Here is a 24,259-nt window from a genome sequence, read left to right on the forward strand (position 1 = left end):
ATTTCTTTATTTTTTTAGATATTTTGCCTTAAAATTATCCAGCCAAGTAAGTTGATACTCAACTTCACTGATTTGTTGCCATTCTTCAAGTTGTTCAAGACATTCACCTGTGACAGCGTTTTTCTCTTTTAATTTATTAATAAAAAGATCCATTTTGCTATAGAACTCATCTAAATCAGTTGAGCGTCGCCTAAATTCCTTATATCCCATGATGAAACTATCGCGCAGTTCTCTGCGCAAATTATCGCTATCTTGTACATTTAAATATAATAGGCAATAAACATTAAGAAAATCTAAAGCTGGATTTGTATCAGTAAGAGATCTCCTAATAAGACGCACAGCTCCTAACAGATGATTGATATTGTCTTTGGGTGAACCCGATGTGCCCACCACATCATCATCTACAACGTTCATGTATTTGAAAAGAATGCCATAGGAAGATTTTTTCCCATACTCCGTGTCGGCGGTTAAACTATATGGCACGTTTTCTTCTGTGACATAATCTTCGCGAGCGAACTTAGAATTGAAATAGTAATAAATGAAGTCTTTCAGTTCTTCATTTGTTTCAAGCCAGTTGTCGGGTGAATTAACCGCTTGCTCGCAGAAAGTTTCCATATCACGAATTGCACGCTCGCGTTTAGTGGCAATCTTGCTATAAACAAATTCGGTTATATAGCCCAGACATTTCTGCATGGCATTTTGACCTTTATAATTAAAGGCATTGCGCATTTCTAAATCAGCGCGTTCTTCGGTATAATACCGCATGAGGAACGTCTTTAATTGATTGAAGTATTCCTCATCACTCCTTCGTTTAGTGACAATACGAAATTGTTGTGTTGTATAATCTCGCGTGTAATCATCAATAATACCAACACAACACATTCGATATATTGCCTTTTCGATAGTTGCCACAAATTCGACCTCTCCATCCTTAACGTCTCGCGAATCTTTGAACACGAGTATTGGGAATCCGTTTCTTCTTAATTGCGCGTTAAGGCGTTCAACAGACTCAGCATTAATTTGTGGCGAATATGAGATATACGAGACAAGCGGATCACCCTCCTTTGTGGCGAGCAGTTCCTCCATAAATCCAGACACTTGCTTGTGTTGGATTTTTGGGGAATCAGATGCTTCCTCATCAGAAACATCTGTTACTGATTGTGTGAGCAAATAGTACATAATTCTTTTCTCAAAATCTTCCCCAATGAAGTTGTTGTCGAAAAAGAATTTATGCACACCATAATCAACTGCAACATTTTCCATAAGTCGTGTGCGAGGGTTTTGCTCCAAACATTCTTTGGGGCAGTATAAGATAGTGGCAAGTGCCATTTTTCTATCACGACCTGCACGACCAGCCTCTTGCACGAAAGCTTCAAGCGACCCGGAGAAGTTGATGTTGTAGGTGAATCGCACATTCGGCTTGTCAATGCCCATACCGAATGCTTTGGTTGCAACCATAATTGATGATTCTCCCCTAATAAACCGCTCTTGTTCTGTCAACACATCACCGCCAACATATCTGCTGACTTCTGCATTTTCCAATTCATCGGAAATTGAGTCAGCAACACCTGTATTACTCGCTGTACTTTTGACACCTAGACTGCCCCTGCGATGTGGGCAGAACACAATAGCAGCAGCTTTATTAGGTTCTTCAGCATACCAATCAGGAGCAACATCAATCGCCAAATCAGCGTTTTCTATTTCCTGCTTTATACTTTCATCTGTGATTGATTCACGCTCGATGAAGCGACGTTTTATCAGAGCAATATTTTCAGGCGATTGAAGTTTGGCAAGTTCCAAATGGCTACGTCTTATAACAGTCGGTAAGTAGTCATTCTTTTTCCTATATACATCCCATTTCGTAGGGCAATCATAGCCATCAACTTGCACAACGTGATATTGCAATTCCAAACGATTAGTATTTTCATAACGAACAATCGCGTCACTATCGATTGGAAATGCTCCATTGCCTGACAACTCGCGTTCAACGTCGGCGAGGACATCGAATGAGGCAGTTGCAGTAAGTCCGAACAAAGAAAGATGTCGTTTCTCACCCTCTTTCTGTTTGGGAAGGACATATTGGTATAAGTTTCTGCCCAAATGCAGGTATGTAAATCTAAAGTCGTGTCCCCATTCCGAAACACAATGCACCTCATCAATTACTCCATAAGCGAAATAAACGCGAAGACTTTCCATGTTTCTCAATCTTGTTCTGAAACCGCGAATGCAAAGTCTTTCGGGTGATAAGAAAACAAACAACATTTTGGATTGTTCCATTTGTTCTTCCCGTACAGCCTTGTCATCAACTGTAGAATTGATGTAGGTGCAGCAGTCTATGCCGGCGTTAATCAAGCCATCGAATTGATCTTTCATTAGGGATATGAGGGGGTCAATAACAATGGTGATACCTGGTTGGAGCAAGGCTGCCAGTTGGTAAGTTAATGACTTACCGCTACCAGTTGGGAGCAGACCAATGACCGGCAAATTACTCAATGCTCGCGTGAGAATTGGCAATTGACCGTTTCGGAATTTTTCTTTTCGGAACAGCAAGTTAAGGAAATAAGTCAGAGTGCTGACTTGCTCATGTTGCTCAATGAATGTGCCCTGCTCATTCTTAAGCACGAATGGCTGATAGTCAATGCGGTCTGTTGTATAGAAATATCGTTCAGCCGTTAAGTTATCATCTTCGGCAGAGAAAATGGCGAAATAGCAATCATTCTTTGCCCTGAATGTGCTAAAGTCAAAATCATTAACCTTAACGGCGGTTGAATTATGAATTACTAAATCATATTCGTGTTCACGCAGGTCGTCAGTTATTTTGTCAGTGCGATAGCAATTCAAGTGTAATTTTGAATCAATGTACTGTTTTGACCCAATAACATATAAGTTAATTTCAGGCAGTTTTAGATTTGCATATTCAGTGCTTATGCTTGTGATTGCATTGAACATTTGTTTGAAATCTTCAAATGCCAAAGCAGCACAAGGCACATCCTTTTCTTCAACCAATATATCCCATTCAGGTGCCAGCAAATCGAGCTTGCCAGAAATAAGAACTTCTACAATAAGTTTTTGGATTCGGGCAATAGCCGTTGGCGAATATCCTATTTCATCAAGTAAGTCATTGCCACTGAATTGAAGCTCTTGTCGGTCAAATGGCTCAATGCCTTCTGCATTGTTTGGGGCAAAACTAATTACACCGTTAGAACTTGTTTCTGAAATAAGATTTGTACCGCAAAATTGACGTTCGACGAATGGTGATACTTTTGTGGGCAGACCTCGCGTAATTATATTGTTAAGAACAGCCAAGATAGGGTGCATATCATCGCTGATACTTGCGCCCAAATCAAATGGAGCATATACATCGAAATATGTCAAACGGTTGCTGTTCTGAACGAAGTGTTCCGCAACTGATAAGTCGTATGACGCACGGAATTGAATAGCTGGATAGAAAGCATATTTGATGATTTGCTGTTCGGCGTTAGCCTGCAACTTCAACACATTGATGTTGTAGGTATAACCTAACGACGATTTATCCGAAAGGATTTCCGACTTCTCAAATGCAAGCGGTCTTCTAAAATATCGCAGGAATGATTGTATACGCAGGTTACCACTAAGATAATAAGGGCTGACGCATACAAGCATATTGCTACACCGGTTATTCGCATATATAATTTGCGATAGGTGTTTGAGGTCTATTCCACCTATATCAAGAATGTTAGAGAACATTTGATATACTGGGATTTGTCGCTCAAAAATAAGGTCAGAAGAAGTCACCTCGTTCAGCTTTTTGTTATGGCTTTTAACCTTGATGTCTTTGTCAAACAAGCCGATTAAAAACTTCGCTCTTTCCAATGCGACAGTAGATGGTTCAATAAGGATTACTTCTTTAATCCTGCATTGCAAATGTTTCTCTTTGATATAGTCAATCAAATAGAGTGTTGCTAAGCCTTGTCCACATGCCCAATCAATAATATTGATTTGCGGTGGAAGCTGTTCGTTTATCAACGAGAAAGCTCTGTCTAGCTTGCCCTTATGCCAATCGACATAAGATGCGAGGTATGCGTCAAGTTGTATTTCTTCTGTATATATCGTATTGTCAATATCAGAACCTCCTTGATTGGTCAAAACCCAAGGTGTACGGCGATATTGCACTGGCAAAGCTTGCCGCGCCGCATCTCTAATTACACTGAGATTAAGATTGTGACAACTGCTTATTGTTTCTCTAAAGTTTGGCATTATCTCCCTGTTATTGTTTCGGCGAATGGGTTTTCTTTGTGCGAGCGCAGGTTGGCGACGGCAAGTTCTTTGCTGGCGTTTGCATAGCAGTACTCGCAACCGTGAACACAAGTGTTGTATTCTCCGATGTCTTTGCTCTTGACGCAACCGCAGAAAAGGCGTTGTCCTTTGTCGCGGTTGTCGCCATGTGTGGCATATCTGCCACCAGGCAGCATGATTGCGCCATCGGGCAGTGGGTCGGTTTCGCCGAACAATCCTGCTTGCGGCATGGGGTGTATCTTAACATTTAGGTAGTCCATTAGGACTTTATCTTGATGCGCGAGACGGATGATTAAGTCATCGTCGACGCAGTGGTTTTTCTGTACTCCGAACTCTGTGAGGTCAATCTTTTCGCCGCAGGTCGCTAATTCATAGCCCCATTTATCGTTGAGTTTAGCTAGTTTCCCAGCGAACTCTCGCATTTGCTCCTCACTCCAATCAATGTAATGGATGTTGGCTTTCGTGAGGTTGTACTGCACCTTGCGGTAACTCACAATGTCGGCAAAGCTGAATACCAGTTTCTCGGTGTAGCCGAACAGTTGGTTACCGATATTTTCAATTTTGGCAAGTAAAGTGTCAATGCTGATTTGCTCGGTAAGAACCAATGGGTCAAACCGCCAAATAACATGACCTTTGCCAAGTCGCTCGACGAGTTGTTTGAATATATCGATGCGTTGTGCAATGGGCGGTACGCTTTTTTCCAAGCCTTCGGCTTCATAGTCGTTTAGTGAGTACTGGATATAGCAGCCAATCCCTCTGCGTTCAAGGATTGGCAGATATTCAAGCAGAGGTCTTGGATTCTTAGACCAGAACACAATAAAACGTGTGTTTTGGTACGAAACATAACTGCGAACTCCGTTAAACGGGTTCGTCCATGCCGAGTAACCAGCTTTATCAAGCCGATGGAAAAACCAGTCGGCATAAAACGCAGGAATGTCGGTACTGCGACTTGCCGACACGAGAACGGGAACTTGCATATCTACAAGTTCACCATTCTCGCGCGGCAGTTTCTTCTTATCCCAAGTTGCCATAGGCGTTAAAAATCAATATTTCCGTCTTTTATAACCTTGTCCTCAAGATAAGCAAGAACCTTTGCATGAAGTGCCTTGCCTTCTGTGACGATTGATGGCTCGTTCTTGCCTTGCCCAAAGAAATTTGAAGCGATTTTCAATTTCAAGTCTCTATACTTGGAGGCAAACAAATCAATTAAAAGAAGGCGCGGACTTGCATTGAGGTCGGCAAACTCCATTTTATACATTGAGTCTCGACCCTCAAAATTCGAAAAGCCCATAAAGCCAAGTCCGTCTCCAGTATTAACTGCAGATGAAACTGTATATTGAAATGCTTCGTGGTTAGTAAGCATTAAAAGAATACGGTTCTTGTATAGGTTGCAGTCCGTGGGCTTTTTATTGATAGCTTTGCTTATGAACAAGTATGCAAGACTCGCCAATTGTTGTTGGTCGTCAATATCTGAAATAGTGCCGAATGAAAGGAAAATCATTAAGCCCATGCCGTACTCTCCGTAATTTTGAATTTCAGAAAGTTGGGCTGGATCATAACGATAAGATCTCCATGCCTGGTACAAGGGATGGTAAGTGGCATCACCATCATTACCCATTTGTAACTGAGCCAATGCTTCATTTACAAATTTCTCTGTTTCCGTTAGTTCTTTCTTTGCGCATGTCGATGTAGCTTCTTGTTGTGAACTTCGTATTCTGTACTCCAAATCCACATTACGGTCATACATATGGAGAATACATTTGTCCACCTTGCCCTTTTTCAGGATGATCGAGAAACCATAGTCAGACAAATCAATATCTTGCCAGCCAAAGGGAGTTTGCGCCGAAACTATGTAACCTTTCAGCAGTATCTCATTGTCAGAAATCTTTGCAACACGCATAGGTTTGGCAGCGAATTGAGGTTGCCCAGTATCACCATTTGTAGCAGTGAGTATGTAACCGTCCCCATTCTTTAGATGATAACCACGGCAACCATTTGTGTTCTTTCTGATTCTGATGAAACGTGGACACACCTGCAAATCTTTGACTGGTGTTCCGCTCTCATAACGTTGATGGCAGTTTGAATCAAAATCAAAATTTGAAAGGATCGCCTCTTGACGTTCTTGTTCCTGCCGGTTGCGTTGTTCTTCAGCGCGACGGCGTACTTCGGCTTGACGACGTTGTTCCTCGGCATGGAGTCTCATCTCGGCTTCTTGTTTTAAGCGAAACTCCTCTTGGCGTTCACGTTCTATCTTCTTGTTTCCAAATAAAAAATCAAATAGACCCATATCGTTAAGATTAGAAGGTTTGTGAATTTTCAGTCGATGTTCCAATAGGCTTCAGGGTCACCGTCGAAAGCGTCATAAATAGCATCATCACTGTAGCCCTCTACGTCTTGTGCAAAAGTGCCAGAAAAATCACCATAGTGTGAGCCGTAGTCATCATAATCAATCTCATAGTCTTCGTAGTCTTCATCGTAGTTCATATTTAGCAATCTTTAAAAGGTAATAATTTCAATTGTCAATATTTAAATTGCAATTTCCGTGCCAGACCTTATTGATCATCTTCCCATTAGTAAAATGTGATAGTATTAAAACGGAGGGAAAATAAACTCTAAAGCAAAACTCAAATGGTCTTTTTCTAGCTTACATCGTCGCTGTGCTCTAACACATTTATGAGCGTCCGCTTCCTTTATGTGGACAAGATAGCTTTTCCTCGCCAATGCCGCATGGTGATTTACACATGATGTGAGCATCGCCAGTTTACACGTGTAGAAGAGTTACTCAAGACAGTCTGCTATCTGCTATGATACGGCTACTCATGAATTTCGAGATTTTTTGTTAGGACGCTATGGGCTCACTGTAGCATTTTCAGGAATTCGTCCTCGCTCACGATGGGGATGCCCAGCTTGCGGGCCTTCTCCAGCTTGGCCGGGCCCATGTTGTCGCCGGCAAAGACAAAGCTGGTGGCCTTGGAGATGCTGCTCACGTTTTTGCCGCCGTTCTGCTCGATCATGGCCTTGTACTCGTCGCGGGAATGATGGGCGAAGACACCGCTTATCACTATTTTTTTGCCCTCGAGCTTGGTGGTGTGGCCGGCCAGCTCCTCCTGGCTGAGCTCCATCTGCAAGCCGGCCTTGCGCAGGCGCTCCACAATGTCGCGGTTGGCAGGCACCGAGAAGTATTCTACAATCGAGGCAGCTATCTTGGGGCCTATCTCGGGTATGGCAGCCAGCTGCTCGGCCGGCATGGCCATGAGCCGATCGATGCTCTTCACGTTGCGGGTAAGCACCCGGGCAGTGGTCTCGCCCACATAGGAAATAGAGAGCGCAAAGATGACACGGGCAAAGGGCACCTGGCGCGAGGCCTCAAGGCCTCGCATGATGCGCGTGGCCGCCTTGTCCTGGAAGTGCTCAAGCTTCACGAGTTGGGGCTGTGTGAGGTCGTAGAGATCGGCAATGTTGTTGACCAGGCCGCTCTCGTGCAGCTGCACAGCCACCTCCTCGCCTATGCCGTCGATATTCATCGCGTGGCGCCCCACAAAGTGCTCGATGCGGCCCGTGATTTGCGGCGGGCACTCATACTTGTTGGGGCACACCCAGGCAGCCTCGCCCTCCACGCGCTTGAGCGGCGTGCCGCACACCGGGCAATGGGTCACAAACTTCACGGGCTGGCTGCCCGGTGCACGCCGCTTGAGGTCGACGCCCACTATCTTTGGAATGATTTCTCCGCCTTTTTCTACATAGAGGTAGTCGCCGTCGTGGATGTCGAGCTGGCGTATGATGTCCTCGTTGTGCAACGAGGCGCGTTTCACAACGGTGCCCGAGAGCTGCACCGGGTCGATGTTGGCCACAGGAGTAATGACGCCCGTACGCCCCACCTCGAACGAGATGTAACGCAGACGCGAGCATTCACGCTCGGGAGCAAACTTGTAGGCAATTGCCCAGCGCGGAGCCTTGGCTGTGCTACCCAGGGTGGCCCACTGCTCGATCGAGTTGAGCTTAAACACCAAGCCGTCGGTGGCAATGGGCAGGTTTTTGCGCTCCTTGTCCCAGTAGTTGATAAAATCAACCACCGAGTCGATCGATGGCAAAATGGTGTGCCCGGCCACCTTGAAGCCCCAGCGTTGCAAGGCCTCCATGCGCTCAACATGGGTGGATATCGCAACTTGGTCGCCCAGCAGGAAGTAGAAGTAGGCATCAAGGCCGCGGCGGGCCACCTCGGCGCTGTTCTGCATCTTCAAGGTGCCGGCGGCGGCATTGCGCGGGTTGGCAAAGAGGGGTTCCTCGTTGTACTGGCGCTCCTTGTTGAGCCGCTCAAAGTTTTTCCAGGGCAGCAATATCTCGCCGCGCACCTCAAACTTTTCGGGCCAGTCGCCAGGCTGCAACTGCAAGGGCACGCTCTTGATGGTGATCACGTTGGCCGTCACGTCGTCGCCGCGCACGCCGTCGCCGCGGGTCACGGCACGCACCAGCCGCCCGTGCTCGTAGGTGATCGAGATGCTCGTGCCGTCGTATTTCATTTCGCCCACAATCTGCACCGGCTCGCCTCCCAGGCCATCCTTGGCACGGCGCAGGAAATCCTGCACCTCCCCTATCGAGTAGCTGTTGCCCAGGCTCTGCATGGGGCGCTCGTGCACCACCTGCTTGAAGCCCTGGCTCAAGTCGCTGCCCACGCGCTGAGTGGGCGACAGCGGGTCGAAGCACTCGGGGTGCGCCTTCTCCAAGTCCTGGAGCTGTCGCATCATGTGGTCATAGTCCTGGTCGCTTATCACAGGCTGGTTGAGCACATAGTAGTTGTAGTTGTGGCGATTGAGCTCGTCGCGCAGTTGCTTGATGCGCTTCACATCCTGCTCGTTCTGGTCGGCAAATAAATCATCCATTGGAAACACGTTGTTTTATTGAGCAAATTTAGTGAAAATTGTGCACAATTTTCAGCTCTTCTTGCTCCTGCGCCAATTTTTTTTGACTTACAGGCACAGTTGCATGATGGCCTATTGCCATAGGCAAGCCATGACAATTAACAACATTTAACATACCTCGATGCAGCAAATCGGCCTCGATGCCGTTGTATAAACGTAGGCGAGATAAAATCCTGCCCCACTAAACCGCAATATAATTAAACAAACTAAAAACTAAAAACAAAATACACAGGATGAAACAATTGCAACTGGCTGCAGCTCGGCACATCGCCACCGCGGCCCTCATGTGCCTCGTGATAACCAGCATGATGGTATCGTGCAGTAATGATGATGTTGTAGATGGAGACTGGGACCCGATGAAATGGGAAGTCCCGGCCAACGTGACCAAGGTGGGCGACAACTATCAGGTGGCAGCCGCCGGCGACTCGGTGGTCTTTGCTTGCACAAACTATGGCGGATTCTGGTTTAACCGTGCCGAGTACACACTGGGCGACAGCCTGCACACAGCCTACGGCTGGCAATATTCCAACGATGAGCACCACAAGTGGCTTGAGCTTGATGAAAAAAACCAAACTGCAACCCCGGTGAATGAGGACTCCATCTCGTGGAAGGCAAAAGACAAAGGCAACCTGCTCATTGCCGTGTTCAAGCCCAACGACACAGGCATGGAGAAAACGCTCACGCTCTACATAGAGAGTGGCGACGCCTTCGGCCTCATCAGCTTCGTCCAACCCCCGCTGCAGGCTGCTGGCAAGTGACACGTGGCAACAAGAGAAGAAGGAAGAGGGGGGACAATGGCTCGACACTGTGGTGTGAAACCATTGTCCCCCCTCCCAGCTATGGTTGGCGCGCCGGTAGCGGTCAAGCTCAGTCGGTGTCTTTCACCTCCCAGCCCAGAGCCGAAGCACCCAGGATGGCAGCATCGCTCTCCTTCATCTCGCTGAGCATGATCTTGGTCTTGCCCTTGTAGATGCCGAGCACGTTTTTCTCATAGGCTTCCTTGATGGGGTTCATGATGAGGTCGCCGCTCTTGGTGAGGCCGCCGAAGAGCACAAAGGCCTCGGGGCTCGAGAAGGCGGTAAAGTCGGCAAGTGCCTCGCCCAGGATGGTGCCTGTGTAGTCGAAGATTTCCTTGGCCAGCTTGTCGCCTGCGATGGCGCAGTCGTACACATCTTTGGAAGTGATCGACTCGATGTCGTAGTTGCGCAACTTCGACTCGTCGTCGCGTATCTCGAGAAACTCGCGTGCCGTGCGGGCAACGCCAGTAGCCGAGCAGTAGGCCTCGAGGCAGCCCGTGCGGCCACAACCGCACACGCGCCCGTTGGTGCGTTTCACAATCACGTGGCCCAGCTCGCCGGCAAAGCCGTCGTGGCCATACACCATCTGGCCATTGATCACGATGCCGCTGCCCACACCGGTGCCCAGGGTGATCATGATGAAGTCTTTCATGCCTCGCGCGGCACCATAGGTCATCTCGCCTATTGCGGCAGCGTTGGCATCGTTGGTGATGATGCACGGGATGCCGAATTTCTCACTTATCATGTTGGCAAACGGGATGGGGCCCTTCCAGGGCAGGTTGGGAGCATCCTCGATGATGCCGGTGTAGTAGTTGGCATTGGGGGCGCCGATGCCTATGCCTTGTATTTTGCCTGCAGCGTCGTTGGCGGTGATCACGCGGGTGATTTCGGTGTGGAGTTCGTCGATATAGTCATTGATGTCGGCGTGCTTCACAGTCTTGATCGAGTCGCTCGCAATCACATTGCCGCGAGCGTCGACGATACCGAAGGCGGTGTTGGTGCCGCCCATATCGATACCTATTACATAAGGTTTTGCCATGTTTGTTGAAAATTTAAATTTTAAGTTTATAGATGTGTCAATTGTTTCTCTTCCACAAAGATAGAATATTTTCTCGACTTTATCGCATTTTTTGCCAGCAATTTATATTTCGCTGGCAGCCAATTGTGAGCGTAATCTTTGCAACATCAATGGCTGGGCTGCACGGAGATGTGCAACCCAGCCATGATTTCGGGGCCGCGCCCCAGGGTGCGGCACGGCCACGTGGCAATGGTTATTTCACCACCTTGGTCACGCGCTTGGTGCCGTCGGTGTAGAGGGTGACCACCACATTCACGCCCTGGTGCGGCGTTGCCGAGCTGCGGCCGGCCAGGTCATAGTAGGTCACGCGCTTCACGCCCTTGGCCGTCACTGTCTCGTCTGTTCCAGTGTTCTCGTTCTCGACCTTGACAAGATTGGAGGCTGCGGAGTAGACATAGATGATCTCGCCCTTGTAGTCGACCGAGCGGCAGGCCGACTGCACAGTATAGCTATAGCTCACCCCGTCGCCCATGGGATCGAGGCCGGTCACGTCGAGCGAGGTACCCTCGGTTTCGGTCGAGAGCATGGGAGCGATGATCTCGTAGCCTGCAGGCAGGACCTGTGCAAGGCTCATCTGGTCGATAAATACCTTGTTCTTGCCCGTGTAATACACGCGTACGGCAGCATTGGCAGCGCCCTTGGTGAAGTTGATCACATAGGGTTTGAACCCCCCTGCGAGTGGCTGGGTTACCGTTTCGAGCACCTGGTCCTGGGCGCCGACGAGTTGCACCTGCACGGTGTCGGCAAGGCTCTCGCCAAAAAGCTGTGCGTCCATGTTGATGGTGGCCTGCACCTTGCCCTCGTCGTTGGACAGGTCAAGATAGGGTGTGGTGAGCGAGGCCGCGTCGCCATAGGGCGCAAGGCCGATAGTGCCGGCGGCAAACACGTGGTTCACGCCATACCAGCCCGACTGATGCGTGTAGTCGTCGAGATACTCCTGCAGCTTGCCAAACTCGACGCTCGTGAACGTGCCCTGGGTCACCCCAGAGAAGTCCTCGTCGAGCAGCGTGGTCAAGCCAGTCTCCTTGATGCGGGTGTTCTTGTACACGTTCAGCTTGTAGAGCTCGGCCTCGGGCACACTCTTCCAGTTGGCCGTGAAGCCAGTCTCGGTCACGCCTGTGGCAGCAGTGGCCACAGGAGCCTCGATGCTCGACACCACCTTTATCACCTCGATTTCGTTGCTGTAGTCGCTCACGGCTGTGCCATTGGTGGCACGCACCACATAGTAGTACTTCTTGCTGGCATCGAGGTCAGTCACCTTGCGTGTGGTCGTGGTCACGGTGTCGTTTTGCAGCACATAGTCCCTGCCCGTGGCAGCCTTGGTGTAGACGTCGAGAATATAGGCCTTGGCGCCAGTCACTCGGGCCCAACGTGCAGTGAACGAGGTGCCGTCGGCCTTGGTGGGTTGCAGCGCTTCGGGCACGGGGAAGAAGTCGGGACTGGTCTCCACCTTGAGCTCGTCGACCATGATGCCATTGAAGGTGATGTAGGGCTCCACACGCACATAGGTCGACGAGGTGCCGCCTGTGGTGATAATCGACAATGTGTACCACTCGCTGTCGTAGACATAAATGTCCTTGGTCGTGGTATAGCCCAGCTTCACGCGCACAACGCCGCCGGTCTCAGAGAGGGCCTTGACACGCAGCGTGATGCGCACGATGCCCGAGTTGGCCGACATGTCGTAGCGGCTCGACTGCAGGTAGCCGTAGTCGCCTATCAGCAGCTTGCCGCCGGCCTCATACACGTTCTTGCCGCTCCAGCCCTTGAGGGTCTGGCCCAGCTTGGAAGTGGAAATGTCGGTCGTGGATGGTTCTTGCTCGGTGCCCTCGGTAAAGGCGTTGAAGTCTTGGGTGAAGATGACCGTGGGCTCGCTGGCGCTCATGGTCAGGACTGCCGCAAGGGCAATCATCAGGGTGAGTAGAATTCTTTTCATGATTTGGGTTTTGATTTTTTAGCCGCCGGTCCAGTCTATTTAGTGCGTGAACAGACCTTTCCTGTTGCGGGGATGGGGTTGATTAAAAATGAGGTGAATTAAATATTAAAACAACAACGGTGAGCGCACTATCATTGCTCGGGTTTAATGAAGCAAACAAACCATTGTAGCAGGAGTCACGATTTGTCAAGGTTCGGCAGCAGCCGGGTGTTGACTGCGCGCACGGGCATGGTCAAGCAATGGAGCATGCAAGGTGCACTCGCGTGTGCGCAGTTTCTCGCCCGAGAGACGGGACGGCGAAGGCAGCAACACGGTTGCTCAACGCGCGGCGAAGGCATTCCAGCCCTGTGCCTTGATGGGAAGCTCGTCGTTGCCCTCGCGGTCGATCATGTAGGCGCCAAGCTCGGGCTTGGTGATGCGGCCTATGATTTTGGCGGTTTTCATCTGGGCAGCCTTCTCGTGCAGTGCCAGCGGCACGGTGAAGAGCAACTCGTAGTCCTCGCCGCCGTTCATGGCACAGGTCACGAGGTTCATGTTGAGCTCCTCGGCCATGATGGCCGTCTGGTAGTCGATGGGGATGCGCTCCTCATAGACGCGGCAGCCCACATTGCTGTCTTTGCATATGTGCAACAGCTCGCTCGAGAGCCCGTCGCTCACGTCCATCATGGCCGTGGGCTGGATGTCGAGCCGGTGCAGTTCCTCGATCACGTCGCGCCGTGCCTCGGGCTTGAGTTGACGCTCGAGGATGTACTCCTTGCCGGCAAAGTCGGGCTGGAAGTCACGCTGCCCTGCCCCGGCCTCACGCTCGCGCTCAAGCAGCTGCAAGCCCATGTAGGCCGCGCCCAGGTCGCCGCTCACGCATATCAAGTCGGTGTCGCGGGCCCCGTTGCGGTACACGATTTTGCCCTCTTCACCCTTGCCGATGCACGTGATAGAGATGATGAGGCCAGTGACCGATGCCGACGTGTCGCCGCCCACCAGGTCGACACCATACTCGTTGCAGGCCAACAGGATGCCGGCATAGAGCTCATTGATGTGCTCCACGGTGAAACGCTTGGAGATGCCCAGCGACACAGTGATTTGCTCGGGCTTGCCATTCATGGCATAGACGTCGCTGAAGTTGACGACGGCTGCCTTGTAACCCAGGTGCTTGAGCGGTGTGTAGGTGAGATCGAAGTGTATGCCCTCGAGCAACACATCGGTAGTAACCAGCGTGCGCAGCTTGGGGTCGTGGCTGTAGTCGAGCACGGCGCAGTCGTCGCCCACGCCATACTGTGTCGACTTGTTCTTGATTTTGAAATCCTTGGTAAGCTCGTCGATGAGCCCAAACTCGCCAAGGGTGCTTATTTCGGTTTCTGAATCTTGCATGATGATATGTGATGAGTAGTTTTATTATCCATTCAGTCTCACAGCCGGGCTATGAGTTCCTTCATGATGAGTGTCATGTGGGGTTCGGCTGCCGCAGCGGCCTTCTGCACGTCCTCGTGAGAGGCCTCTACAATTTCGGCCCCGCCGCCCAGGTCGGTAATGACCGAGATGCCAAACACCTGCATGTCCATGTGGCGGGCCACAATCACCTCGGGCACAGTGCTCATGCCCACGGCGTCGCCGCCTATCACGTGGAAAAAGCGGTACTCGGCCGGAGTCTCGAAGGTGGGACCCTGCACGCCCACATACACGCCCTCGCGCAGTGTGATGCCGTGAGCCTGGGCGATTGCCCGGGCCTGGGCGATGAGGTGGCGACTGTAGGCCTCGCCCATGGCTGGAAAGCGTGGGCCCAACTCGCTGTAGTTGTGGCCGCGCAGCGGGTGCTCGGGAAACAGGTTGATGTGGTCGGTGATGACCATGAGGTCGCCTATCTTGAAGTCGGGGTTCATGCCCCCGGCCGCATTGGAAACCAAGAGGGTTTTCACGCCCAGGGCGTGCATCACACGCACGGGGAAGGTCACCTCCTTCATGCTATAGCCCTCATAGTAGTGGAAACGGCCCTGCATGGCCATGATATACTTGTCGCCCAGATAGCCGAAGATGAGACGGCCCTTGTGGCCCTCGACTGTTGATACCGGGAAATTGGGTATCTCCTGATAGCGTATGTCGCTTTCAATCTTGATGTGGTCGACGAGTTCGCCCAGTCCTGTACCCAGAATGATGGCTGTGTCGGGCAGCTTGGCCACACGGCGGCTTATGTAATTGGCAGTGTGAGTGATTTTTTCAAGCCAGTTGATATTTTCTTCTTGCATGATGATAAATGTGTTTGGTTTGGGTCGTGTCGTTAATTTTTTTATCGGGGGCAATAGTGTTCAGGCCTGAATGCGCCTCACCAGCTCGGGAATGAACTCCCGGTCCTCGTAGTTGAGGAAGCCCACGCGTATGGGAATGTAGTAGATGTAGTCGCGCATCTCGGGGGGAAAATAGGCATTGTTGAGAATGCGCACAGCATCTTTCTCGGTCGTGACTATAAACTTGCGCCGGCCCTTGTGCTGGCTGTAGACTCGGGTGATGTCTTTGAAGTCCTCGCGCGTGTAGTCGTGGTGGTCGTCGTAGTGCATGACCCTGACGCCCGCCTGGAACTGGCGCAGGTATTTCACAAAGGGGCGCTGGTTGGCGATGCCGGTAAGGCCCAGGATGAAGTCGTCGCTCGACATCCACGACAGGTTGTCGAGCTTCACATTGGCCCTGGGAAACACAGGCACCGGGTTGCCGTAGTTCACATTGGAGAAAAAGAGCTCGGTCGACGGGAACAGTCCCAGTTTTTCCTTGATGAGCTTGATGTCGATAGGCTTAATGTCGTTGGGGCACTTGGTCACCACCACAAAGTCGGCCTGCTTCACCATGCGATACATGGGCTCGCGCAGGGTGCCCAAGGGCAGAAGCCTGTCGTTGTAGGGCATGCGGTTGTAGTCGCACAGCACAATGTTGACTTTGGGCTTCACATAGCGGTGCTGGAAAGCGTCGTCGAGCAGAAACAGGTTGATGGCAGGGTCGATCTTCAGCATTTCCTCGATGCCCTTGCGCCGGCTCTCGCACACGGCCAGCGCGATGTGGCCCAGAAACTTGTGGTATATCTGATAAGGCTCGTCGCCTATGTCGCGAGGTGTGAGCGTGTCGCGAGCCATGACAAAGCCGTGGGTCAAGCGCTTGTAGCCGCGGCTGAGCACGCCTATGTGATACTGCGGGTAGTTGGCCAGCAAGCCCTCGATGATGTATTCCACATGAGGCGTTTTGCCCGTACCGCCCACAGTGATGTTGCCCACCGACACGATGGGCACGTCATAGCTCGTTTCCTTGAGGATGCCAGCGTTGAAGGCAGCATTGCGACACCACACGCCCGTGCCATAGAGCCACGAGAATGGGGTGAGAAAGGCGTTGGCGATGTTTTGTCGCTGTTGCTTGTTCAATATTTTGGAAAAATCTATCACTATCGGTGTCGGCGCAACTTAACGCAAAATCTATTTTTCTATGTGTGTAGTAAAACTATTTCACTTCGATGGGCGGCATGAGGCACAGCACATGCCGGCGACCGGCCATGGCCTCGAGCTGGCGGTAGTAGGTGTAGAACACGCCCATCGACTGGGCCAGGCGCTCTTGCTGCTTCATGCCGTAGAGGCTTGAAAGCATGGCACGCAGGTCGACCTCGAGGTCGGGATATTCCTTCACCTCGTAGTAGCCGGTATTGAGACTGGCCTTCTTGGCCACCCAGTCGACAGCATCGGCCAGAGAGCCAAACTGGTCGACCAGGCCAATGCGCCGGGCGCTGATGCCGTCCCACACGCGGCCTTGTGCAATCTTCTTGATCGAGTCCTGGCTCACGCCGCGTCCGCTGGCCACGCGTTGTGTGAAGAGGTCATAGCCGCGATTGATGTAGTTTTGCATGGCTGCCAGCTGCACGGGGGTCATGGCCTTCGACACGATGCCATAGTCGGTGGCCATGTCGGCATTGGCGTTGGTCTTCACCACGCCCATGTGCACACCCAGCTTGTTCTCGATGAGCTCCTGGGCGCAGGGAATCATGCCAAAGATGCCAATGCTGCCCGTGATGGTGGTGCTGTCGGCAAAGATGCGCTGGGCGCCGCACGAGATGTAGTAGCCGCCCGATGCTGCATAGTCGCCCATCGACACGGCAAAGGTCTTGCCCGCCTGCTTAAACTGCTCGAGAGCACGCCATATCTGTTCTGACCCGAAGGCGCTGCCGCCGGGCGAGTTCACGCGCAGCACCAGGCCCTTCACGTCGTCGTCGTTGCGCAGCTCCTCGATGGTGGCAACCAGCTTCTCGCTGTCGATATTCTCACCGTCGGCCATAGGGCCGGCCGAGCCGTCGATCTCACCCACGGCATACACCACGGCCACAATGCCGTCTTTGTTGCTGCCGTTGTCGTAGTGCGAGGCCACAAGCTCGGGCGAGGCCAGGCGCAGGTCGTCGTCCTGCTCCAGCCCGGCGATGCGGCGTATCTTGTCTTCCATCTCAGGCTTGTAGCAGGTGCCGTCGATGAGTTTGCCGGCCTTGAGGGCAGGAGCCGTCATGGTGAGCATCAAGCTGTCGGCCATCGCATTGAACTGTGCCGGAGCTATGTCGCGGCTGCGGGCCATCTCGCCAGCCATCACGCGCCACACGTTGCCCAGAAACAGCGACTGCTGCTCGCGGTTGGCCGGACTGATGCTGTCGAGCATGAAGGGCTCTACGGCACTCTTGTAGGTGCCCACACGCAGTATCTGCATCTTCACACCCACCTTGTCGAGCAGCGTCTTGAAGTAGGGCGTCACCGCAGCCAAACCGTGCACGTCGACAGCCCCCACAGGGTTGAGCAGCACGCTGTCGGCAGCAGTGGCCACATAGTAGTCGCCTTGGCTGTAGCCCTGGTAGCCATAGGCTATCACAGGCTTGTGGCTGCTGGCCTTGAAGTCGAGCAAGGCATTGCGCAAGCTGCGCATCGTGGCTGCCGAGGCTTGCGCGCCCTGGCAGTCAAGATAGATGCCCTTTATTTTCTTTTCGGTCTTGGCAACTTCTATCGCCTTCACCATGTCGCTCAGGCTCGACGAACCTTCCTGACCCTGTACCATGGCCATCACGCTGGCGGCCCCCGAGACATCGGCACTGCGCTCGGCTATGGGACCCGAGAGCTTGATATAGAGCATCGAGTGGTCTTGTATCGACTGCACCTCGCTCTTGGCAAAAGCTGCCATGATCGAAAAGCTCACAGCCACTGCACACAGGCCAAACACCACGAGCGCCAAAAAGGCTCCCACCAGGGAACCGCACACGGTGAGTATGAATTTCTTCATCATAGTTTTGTCGTATAGTTATCTTCTTGTAAATTCCTTCTTATCAATCTGTCTTTAATATTGTGGGCACAGCCACGGCAAGAAGCCGTACCTATCAATTTTACAAAGTTAATCATTTATTTCACATTTTGCCATCAATTGCCTAAAAATTATGTTCCATCCCCTACAGCCAGGCCTGCCCCCCGCGGGCAACGGCATGCCGCCGCGTTTTTTTCAGGACGGCCGCTTTTGGAATATCGGGAAAAACGACTTAAATTTGCACGAGGCTTGTTGCCATGTGGGCAAAAACACACGGCACACGGCCCGACAATGAATTTTATGATATAGAAACCTCCCAAAAAACTTCAAAACGATGAACAAGAGCATCACAACCCTGCTACTGCTTGCAGCACTGCTGTGCCTGGCTGCATGTAGCAGCAAGACGATTGCAGCCCGCAAGCTGCAACACAGCGTCATTGCCTGGAATGCAGGCGACCAGCTGGCCGTGGCCAGGCTCGGCTACTTCCAAAGCGAGCAACAGCTCAAAGCCTCAAGGCACTATGCCCACTACACCGGCAAATACGGTCTCGCAGTCAGCACGCCCGTAGTCAAGACCGAGTGCGACGAGGCTTTCCTGGTGATCGTGCGCGACCCCAAGGCCAGGGTCACCGTGCACAAGCTCACTTTCGATATGGTTGCCGGCGGCGAGCCTCCTGCCACTGGCGAGGTGCTCTACCAGGGCGAGGGCAGCACGCCCTTCTTCCTGATGTGCAACATTTCGGACGTGTACCCCAACACCTGCTTGCGCGTGGTGAGCAGCACAGGCATTGTGACCGAATACTCGCCGCGCATAAGCCTACGCGATGGCGAGCTGCAATTGCCCGACAGCACTGCCGAGGGCCATGGCAGCGTGCTCGACATCACCGACTACTGGCTGAAATGAGCGTGCCCGAGGCACGAAAACAGCACCCAGCCGGGTTGCACATGCCGATTATTTTTCCGATATTTGTCCACATTGCAACCCAAAACCACATAAAATGAAAAAAATAGCGACATTGCTCATCGCTGCGCTGTGGGGCATCGCGGCATGGGCGGCTGCCGACATGCTTGGCACCTGGACGGGCAGCCTCGACGCGGGCGTGGCCCGCATCCCTCTTGTGCTTCATCTTGACTCCACCGGCTGCAGCCTCGACAGCCCGGCTCAAGGAGCCAGCGGCATCCCGTGCACGAGCCAGGTCGACGGCAACAACATCGACATAGGCATTCCATCGATAGGTGCAAGCTATCGCGGCACCATCGCGGGCGACAGCCTCAAGGGCACATTCACCCAAGGCGGCCACTCGCTTGCCCTCACCCTCACCCGCAAGGCGGAAAAGAAAGACACAGGGCCGCACAACTACCGCGAGGAGCAAGTGACCTTCGGGCACGGCAACGTGACACTGGCCGGCACACTCACCCTGCCCAAGGGCGGCAGCTGCGTGCCGGCGGTGGTACTCGTCACAGGCAGTGGGCCGCAAGACCGCGACGAGACCATCATGGGCCACAAGCCATTCAAGGCCATTGCCGACAGCCTGGGCAACCACGGCATCGCCGTGCTGCGCTATGACGACCGCGGCGTGGGTGGCTCGAGCATGGCCACAGGCTACGAGACCACGCGCGACTTTGCCCTCGACGCCACCGCAGCAGTGCGCTACCTGCTCAAGCGCCAGGAAATCGACCCCAAGCGCACGGGCTACATAGGGCACAGCGAGGGCGGCTCGATTGCCATACTCAACCACGCCGACGTGGCATTTGTCATCACCCTTGCCGCACCGGCTGTGAAAGGAAAAGACTTGATGATAAAGCAAAACGAAATGATAGCCAAAGCAACAGGCAACATGTGGAATGCCAGGCTGGCAGGTAGGGTCGACAGCGTGTTTACCCTCATCGACACTTGCCGCGATCAAGCCCTGCTCAAGACCAAGCTCGGCCGCTTTCCCGAGTTGAAAACACAGGTGGGCGCACTCACCTCGCCCTGGTATCGCGCCTTCGTCCAGCTCGACCCCACCCCCAGCCTCAAGGCCATGGGCAAGAGCCGGCAGCCCATGATGGCCTGCAACGGCGAGTGGGACGACCAAGTGAACTGCGACCAGAACCTCGGTGCCATAGCACGGTGGGTGCCCTGCGCGGCCATCAAGCGCTACCCGCAGCTCAACCACCTGTTTCAGCATTGCGACAGTCGCGACCAGGCACTCGACTATGGCGGCAACAGCGAGGACTTCAACCCGCAGGTGATAGCCGACATCGTCGCCTTCATCAAGGGGCTGTAGCGCCACAGCTGCTGGCACGCTGGCTCAATACTCCACCTTGGTCTTCACATAGCCGTGGGCGCGGCGATACTTGCGCACATCGCGGAAGAGGTCGGTGGCAAACACAAAGTTGTTGAGCTCGTCGTTGTCCTGGTCGTAGATTTGGTCCTTGTTGCCCACCCAGCCCACATGGCCGTGATTGATGAAGACGATGTTCTCGCCTATGCCCATCACCGAGTTCATGTCGTGGGTGTTGATGATCGTCGTGATGCCAAACTCGTGGGTAATGTCCCACAGCAGCTGGTCGATCACTATCGAGGTCTTGGGGTCGAGCCCCGAGTTGGGCTCGTCGCAGAACAGGTATTTTGGATTCAAGGCAATGGCACGGGCAATGGCAGCGCGCTTCTGCATGCCGCCGCTCAGCTCGGCAGGATACTTGTGCTCGCTGCCAGTGAGGTTCACCTTGTCGATACAAAACTGGGCACGCTCGAGCTGCTCCTTCTCGCTCATGCTGGAAAACATCATGAGCGGGAACTTCACATTGTCGATCACCGTCTCGCTGTCAAACAGGGCTGCGCCCTGAAAGAGCATGCCTATCTCCTTGCGTGTCTCCTTGAGCTGCGCACGACTCATCTTGGTGATGTCGCGGCCGTCGTAGAGAATCTCGCCGTGCTCGGGCTTGAACAAGCCCACCAGGTTTTTTACCAGCACCGTCTTGCCCGAGCCCGACTGGCCTATTATCAAGTTCACCTTGCCGTCGTAGAAAGTGGCGTTGATGTCGTACAGCACCTGGCGAGTGCCGTTGTCAAAATATTTGTCAAGATGCTTTACTTCAATCATAATATTGTTGTGTCCTCCTCTACCCTGCTTGTGTGAACTACATTAAGAAAATATCGGTCATGATCACGTCGAAGACGAGAATGAGCACATTGGTGGTCACCACGGCATCGGTACTGGCCTTGCCCACCTCGACCGAACCGCCATTGACCGTGTAGCCGTAGTAGGCCGCGATCGACGAAATCAAGAAGCCGTATACAACCGACTTGATGAGTGCAAACCACACATCAAACTGATGGAAATCGGTCTGAATGCCATAGATATAGGTATCTGGGTCAACAAGTCCCGTGAAGCATATCGCATAGCCGCCAAAGAGGCTGGTAAACATGGCAATAATCACCAGTATGGGCATGATCGTGACCAGTGCCATCACCTTGGGCATGACCAAGTAGTTGGCCGAGTTCACTCCCATGATATCGAGAGCGTCGATTTGCTCGGTCACGCGCATGGTGCCTATCTCGCTGGCAATATTTGACCCTATCTTGCCCGAGAGTATCAAGCACAATATGGTGGAGGCAAACTCCAGAACAATAATTTGGCGCGTGGTGAAGCCCACCGCATAGCGCGGCAGCAACGGGTTGCTCACGTTGAGCTTGATGAGCAGCGTGCACAAGCAGCCTATGAAAAGCGACACCAGCAAGATGAGCGGTATCGAGTCGATACCCAGCTTGTTGATCTCGTTGAAATAGCGGCGAAAGAACTCCTTCCATCGCTCAGGTATGGCCATGCTGCGCCACATGAGCATGCAGTAGTCGCCAAACTTATCGAGCATTTTCAGTAAACCCATATCTACAATAGTCAAATTCTTGCTAAGTCGATTGAAAAGAATATGCAAAGATAAGCAAAAGATGGATAACTGGGCCGTTTTGAAAAATAAATAGCAATATTACGGCACTATGGAACACTTTTTGTTCCGCAGCCTGCACGGCCAGATCAATAAAGAGCCGCTCCCCGATTCACATCGAGAGCGGCTCAATATTTACTAACTTAAAACTTAAGTAAAAAAGACGTGTGTGTCAGTCTTTTCCCCTTTGTCGCGCTTACCAGCCCACCGTCTGGGTGAGGGTGTGACCACGCTGCTTGTAGGCATTGATTTGCTGGTAGCCCACAGGCGACATGTACACACGGTCGAGGAAGGGATTGCGTTTGGCTACCGACAGGGGCACAAAGAAGCCCACCATGTCGGCCGCATTGGTGCCGTCGTAGGTCACCACAGTGCCATCGGCTTTCTTCACCTTGGTAGAGCCCTTCTTGAGATAGGTGGTATACTCGTTGTTGAAGTCGACCCAGCAACCCAGCATAGTGTCGGGATACTTGTCGTTGTCCATGTACTCGAGTTTCTTCCAGCGCTTGAGGTCGAGCAATCGGCTGTGCTCAAACACCATCTCCAGGCGGCGCTCACGGCGTATCTCCCAGATGAGCGGGTCGACAGTGGGGTCGCGGTCGGGGTCGAAGCCGGCATTGATGTCGCTCAGTTGCATGTGAGCAGTCTTGCTCAGGTGTTTGGCCTGGGCAGTAGCATCGAGCGGGCGGTCGCGCAGCACGTTGATAGACGCGTCGATGTCGGCCTGGGTCACTGCTTCTTCGCCCATACGGGCCAGCTCGGCCTTGGCCTCAATCCAGTTGAGCAGCACCTCGGCATAGCGTATCACAGGAGCATCGTTGGTATTGGTCGACGAGTTGTACTCAGGGTGAGTGGCACGCTCGGCCGACGTCATGGCAATTGCTGCACGGTCGATAAACTTGTCTTGATAGACCATGGTCGACGAGCTGGGGTTGACCGTGTCGATAAACGAAGCCTCAAAGCGGGGATCGCGGGTGAGGGTCATGTTCTTGATGCCAAAGTTGCCGGCACCGGCTACCTTAGAAGTCTTGTAGGGACGGCCGTCGGTGCATATCACCGACTTGAGGAAGGCCAGATTCACACCCGTCTGCGACTCGCCCGAGTTGCTGTAGGAAGCCACACAGTGGCGCACGCCCAGGGCATCGTCGAAGTGCTGATACATCAGGCACTCCTTGTTGCCGGCCAGGTTTTGAGAGCCAAAGAGGTCGCGCAACGGGGTATCGATGGCATAATTGCCGCTCTTCATCACAATGGCCGCAGCATCGCGGGCCAGCTCAAGGTACTTCTTGGCATGAGCCGGGTCGCCATTGTGGTAGACCTGCCACGTGCCCTCAAAGAGGAACCAGCGCGAGATGAAGCCAGCGGCCACATAGCGGTTGAGCAGGTCGACACCGTCGTTTACACGTATGTTCTCGAGAGCATACTTGCTCATCGTGTAGAGGCTGTCCATCACCAGCAGGCGCGGGTCACGGTCTTTGTAGAGCTGTGCCGTGTCGGTGCTCGACACATCGGTGGGGAAATAAGGCACGTCGCCAAACACCTCAACCAGGCGGGCATAGGCAAAGCACTTGTAAAACTTGGCCACACCCATCCAGTGGTTGAAAGCCTCGCTCGACAGCAGCCCGTTGGCATTCATCTTGTTGAGGCGGTTGATAAAGATGTTGGCCTTGTGCACCCATGCAAAGTTCCACGACGGGCCGCAGTATTGCGTCATCCACGAGATGGACTCACTCTTGGAGCCACGGCTCGAAGGTACCTGGTCCTCAAACGAGGCCTGTGTGCCCTGACTGCACACGTCGTCGCTGAACACATAGCCGCGGTAGTCGGAATAGGCTTCCGACCAGCCCACGCCATAGCCTATGTAGTAGTTGCTGTAAAAACCGTTGCCAAACAGGCGCACATCGTTCTCGTTGCGCCAGTAGTTGGGATCGGTGGGATTCTCGCGAGGCTCACGGTTGATGACCTGCTCGCACGACGACAAGCCCAGGCTGAGCAACCCCGCAAATATGATCAATAATTTCTTTTTCAT

17 protein-coding genes are annotated in these 24,259 nt (G+C 52.5%); 3 read left to right on the forward strand and 14 right to left on the reverse strand.

Translation table 11 applies throughout. The features are described from left to right. Positions 1-6: 6 nt before the first annotated feature. The 5 genes from GF423_RS02970 to ligA form a co-directional block, all read right to left on the reverse strand. Positions 7-4,236 carry a DEAD/DEAH box helicase gene (locus GF423_RS02970; protein WP_154326976.1) on the reverse strand — a complete coding sequence of 1,410 codons (4,230 nt, stop codon included), beginning with the start codon at positions 4,234-4,236 and terminating at the stop codon, positions 7-9. Continuing rightward, positions 4,236-5,306: a DUF1848 domain-containing protein gene (locus tag GF423_RS02975; protein WP_154326977.1), complete on the reverse strand. Its 1,071-nt coding sequence runs from the start codon at positions 5,304-5,306 to the stop codon at positions 4,236-4,238. The genes GF423_RS02970 and GF423_RS02975 overlap by 1 nt, the downstream gene beginning before the upstream one ends. 5 nt (positions 5,307-5,311) lie before the next feature. Next, entirely contained in the window at positions 5,312-6,562 is a 1,251-nt protein-coding gene (locus GF423_RS02980) for an MAP7 domain-containing protein (RefSeq protein ID WP_154326978.1), read from the reverse strand. 29 nt (positions 6,563-6,591) lie between these two features. Next, positions 6,592-6,759, reverse strand: coding sequence for a hypothetical protein (locus GF423_RS02985; RefSeq protein WP_154326979.1), 168 nt, complete (start codon positions 6,757-6,759; stop codon positions 6,592-6,594). Between the two features lie 371 nt (positions 6,760-7,130). After that, entirely contained in the window at positions 7,131-9,155 is a 2,025-nt protein-coding gene (gene ligA, locus GF423_RS02990) for an NAD-dependent DNA ligase LigA (protein ID WP_154326980.1), read from the reverse strand. 272 nt (positions 9,156-9,427) lie between these two features. On the opposite strand from ligA, the gene GF423_RS02995 reads away from it, so the two are divergent. Next, positions 9,428-9,952, forward strand: coding sequence for a hypothetical protein (locus GF423_RS02995; RefSeq protein WP_154326981.1), 525 nt, complete (start codon positions 9,428-9,430; stop codon positions 9,950-9,952). A 109-nt stretch (positions 9,953-10,061) separates the two neighbouring features. Here GF423_RS02995 and GF423_RS03000 read toward each other — a convergent pair whose 3' ends face one another. From GF423_RS03000 to sppA, 6 genes are all read right to left on the reverse strand, one after another. Further along, complete coding sequence (locus GF423_RS03000) at positions 10,062-11,030, reverse strand: ROK family protein (protein WP_154326982.1); 969 nt, start codon at positions 11,028-11,030, stop codon at positions 10,062-10,064. Between the two features lie 232 nt (positions 11,031-11,262). Then, a complete protein-coding gene (locus GF423_RS03005; RefSeq protein ID WP_154326983.1) occupies positions 11,263-13,002 on the reverse strand; it encodes a fibronectin type III domain-containing protein in 1,740 nt (579 codons plus the stop codon). 318 nt (positions 13,003-13,320) lie between these two features. Next, on the reverse strand, positions 13,321-14,370 hold the full coding sequence (gene thiL, locus GF423_RS03010) for a thiamine-phosphate kinase (protein ID WP_154326984.1): 1,050 nt from the start codon (positions 14,368-14,370) through the stop codon (positions 13,321-13,323). A gap of 38 nt (positions 14,371-14,408) precedes the next feature. After that, positions 14,409-15,242: a purine-nucleoside phosphorylase gene (locus GF423_RS03015; RefSeq protein ID WP_154326985.1), complete on the reverse strand. Its 834-nt coding sequence runs from the start codon at positions 15,240-15,242 to the stop codon at positions 14,409-14,411. Positions 15,243-15,302: 60 nt separating this feature from the next. Beyond that, positions 15,303-16,400 carry a tetraacyldisaccharide 4'-kinase gene (gene lpxK, locus GF423_RS03020; RefSeq protein WP_154538148.1) on the reverse strand — a complete coding sequence of 366 codons (1,098 nt, stop codon included), beginning with the start codon at positions 16,398-16,400 and terminating at the stop codon, positions 15,303-15,305. Between the two features lie 76 nt (positions 16,401-16,476). Continuing rightward, positions 16,477-18,285 carry a signal peptide peptidase SppA gene (gene sppA / locus GF423_RS03025; RefSeq protein WP_154326987.1) on the reverse strand — a complete coding sequence of 603 codons (1,809 nt, stop codon included), beginning with the start codon at positions 18,283-18,285 and terminating at the stop codon, positions 16,477-16,479. A gap of 349 nt (positions 18,286-18,634) precedes the next feature. Between sppA and GF423_RS03030 the strand changes: the two genes are divergently transcribed. Together GF423_RS03030 and GF423_RS03035 are read left to right on the forward strand one after the other, a co-directional pair. After that, positions 18,635-19,204: a hypothetical protein gene (locus GF423_RS03030; protein WP_154326988.1), complete on the forward strand. Its 570-nt coding sequence runs from the start codon at positions 18,635-18,637 to the stop codon at positions 19,202-19,204. 94 nt (positions 19,205-19,298) lie between these two features. Beyond that, positions 19,299-20,570: an alpha/beta hydrolase gene (locus tag GF423_RS03035; protein ID WP_154326989.1), complete on the forward strand. Its 1,272-nt coding sequence runs from the start codon at positions 19,299-19,301 to the stop codon at positions 20,568-20,570. A 24-nt stretch (positions 20,571-20,594) separates the two neighbouring features. Here GF423_RS03035 and GF423_RS03040 read toward each other — a convergent pair whose 3' ends face one another. From GF423_RS03040 to GF423_RS03050, 3 genes are all read right to left on the reverse strand, one after another. Then, positions 20,595-21,389, reverse strand: coding sequence for an ABC transporter ATP-binding protein (locus GF423_RS03040; protein ID WP_154326990.1), 795 nt, complete (start codon positions 21,387-21,389; stop codon positions 20,595-20,597). A gap of 37 nt (positions 21,390-21,426) precedes the next feature. After that, positions 21,427-22,173 carry an MlaE family ABC transporter permease gene (locus GF423_RS03045; RefSeq protein WP_154326991.1) on the reverse strand — a complete coding sequence of 249 codons (747 nt, stop codon included), beginning with the start codon at positions 22,171-22,173 and terminating at the stop codon, positions 21,427-21,429. A gap of 253 nt (positions 22,174-22,426) precedes the next feature. Further along, on the reverse strand, positions 22,427-24,259 hold the full coding sequence (locus tag GF423_RS03050; RefSeq protein ID WP_154326992.1) for a RagB/SusD family nutrient uptake outer membrane protein: 1,833 nt from the start codon (positions 24,257-24,259) through the stop codon (positions 22,427-22,429).

It is taken from the genome of Sodaliphilus pleomorphus (genome assembly GCF_009676955.1).
Lineage (GTDB): Bacteria > Bacteroidota > Bacteroidia > Bacteroidales > Muribaculaceae > Sodaliphilus > Sodaliphilus pleomorphus.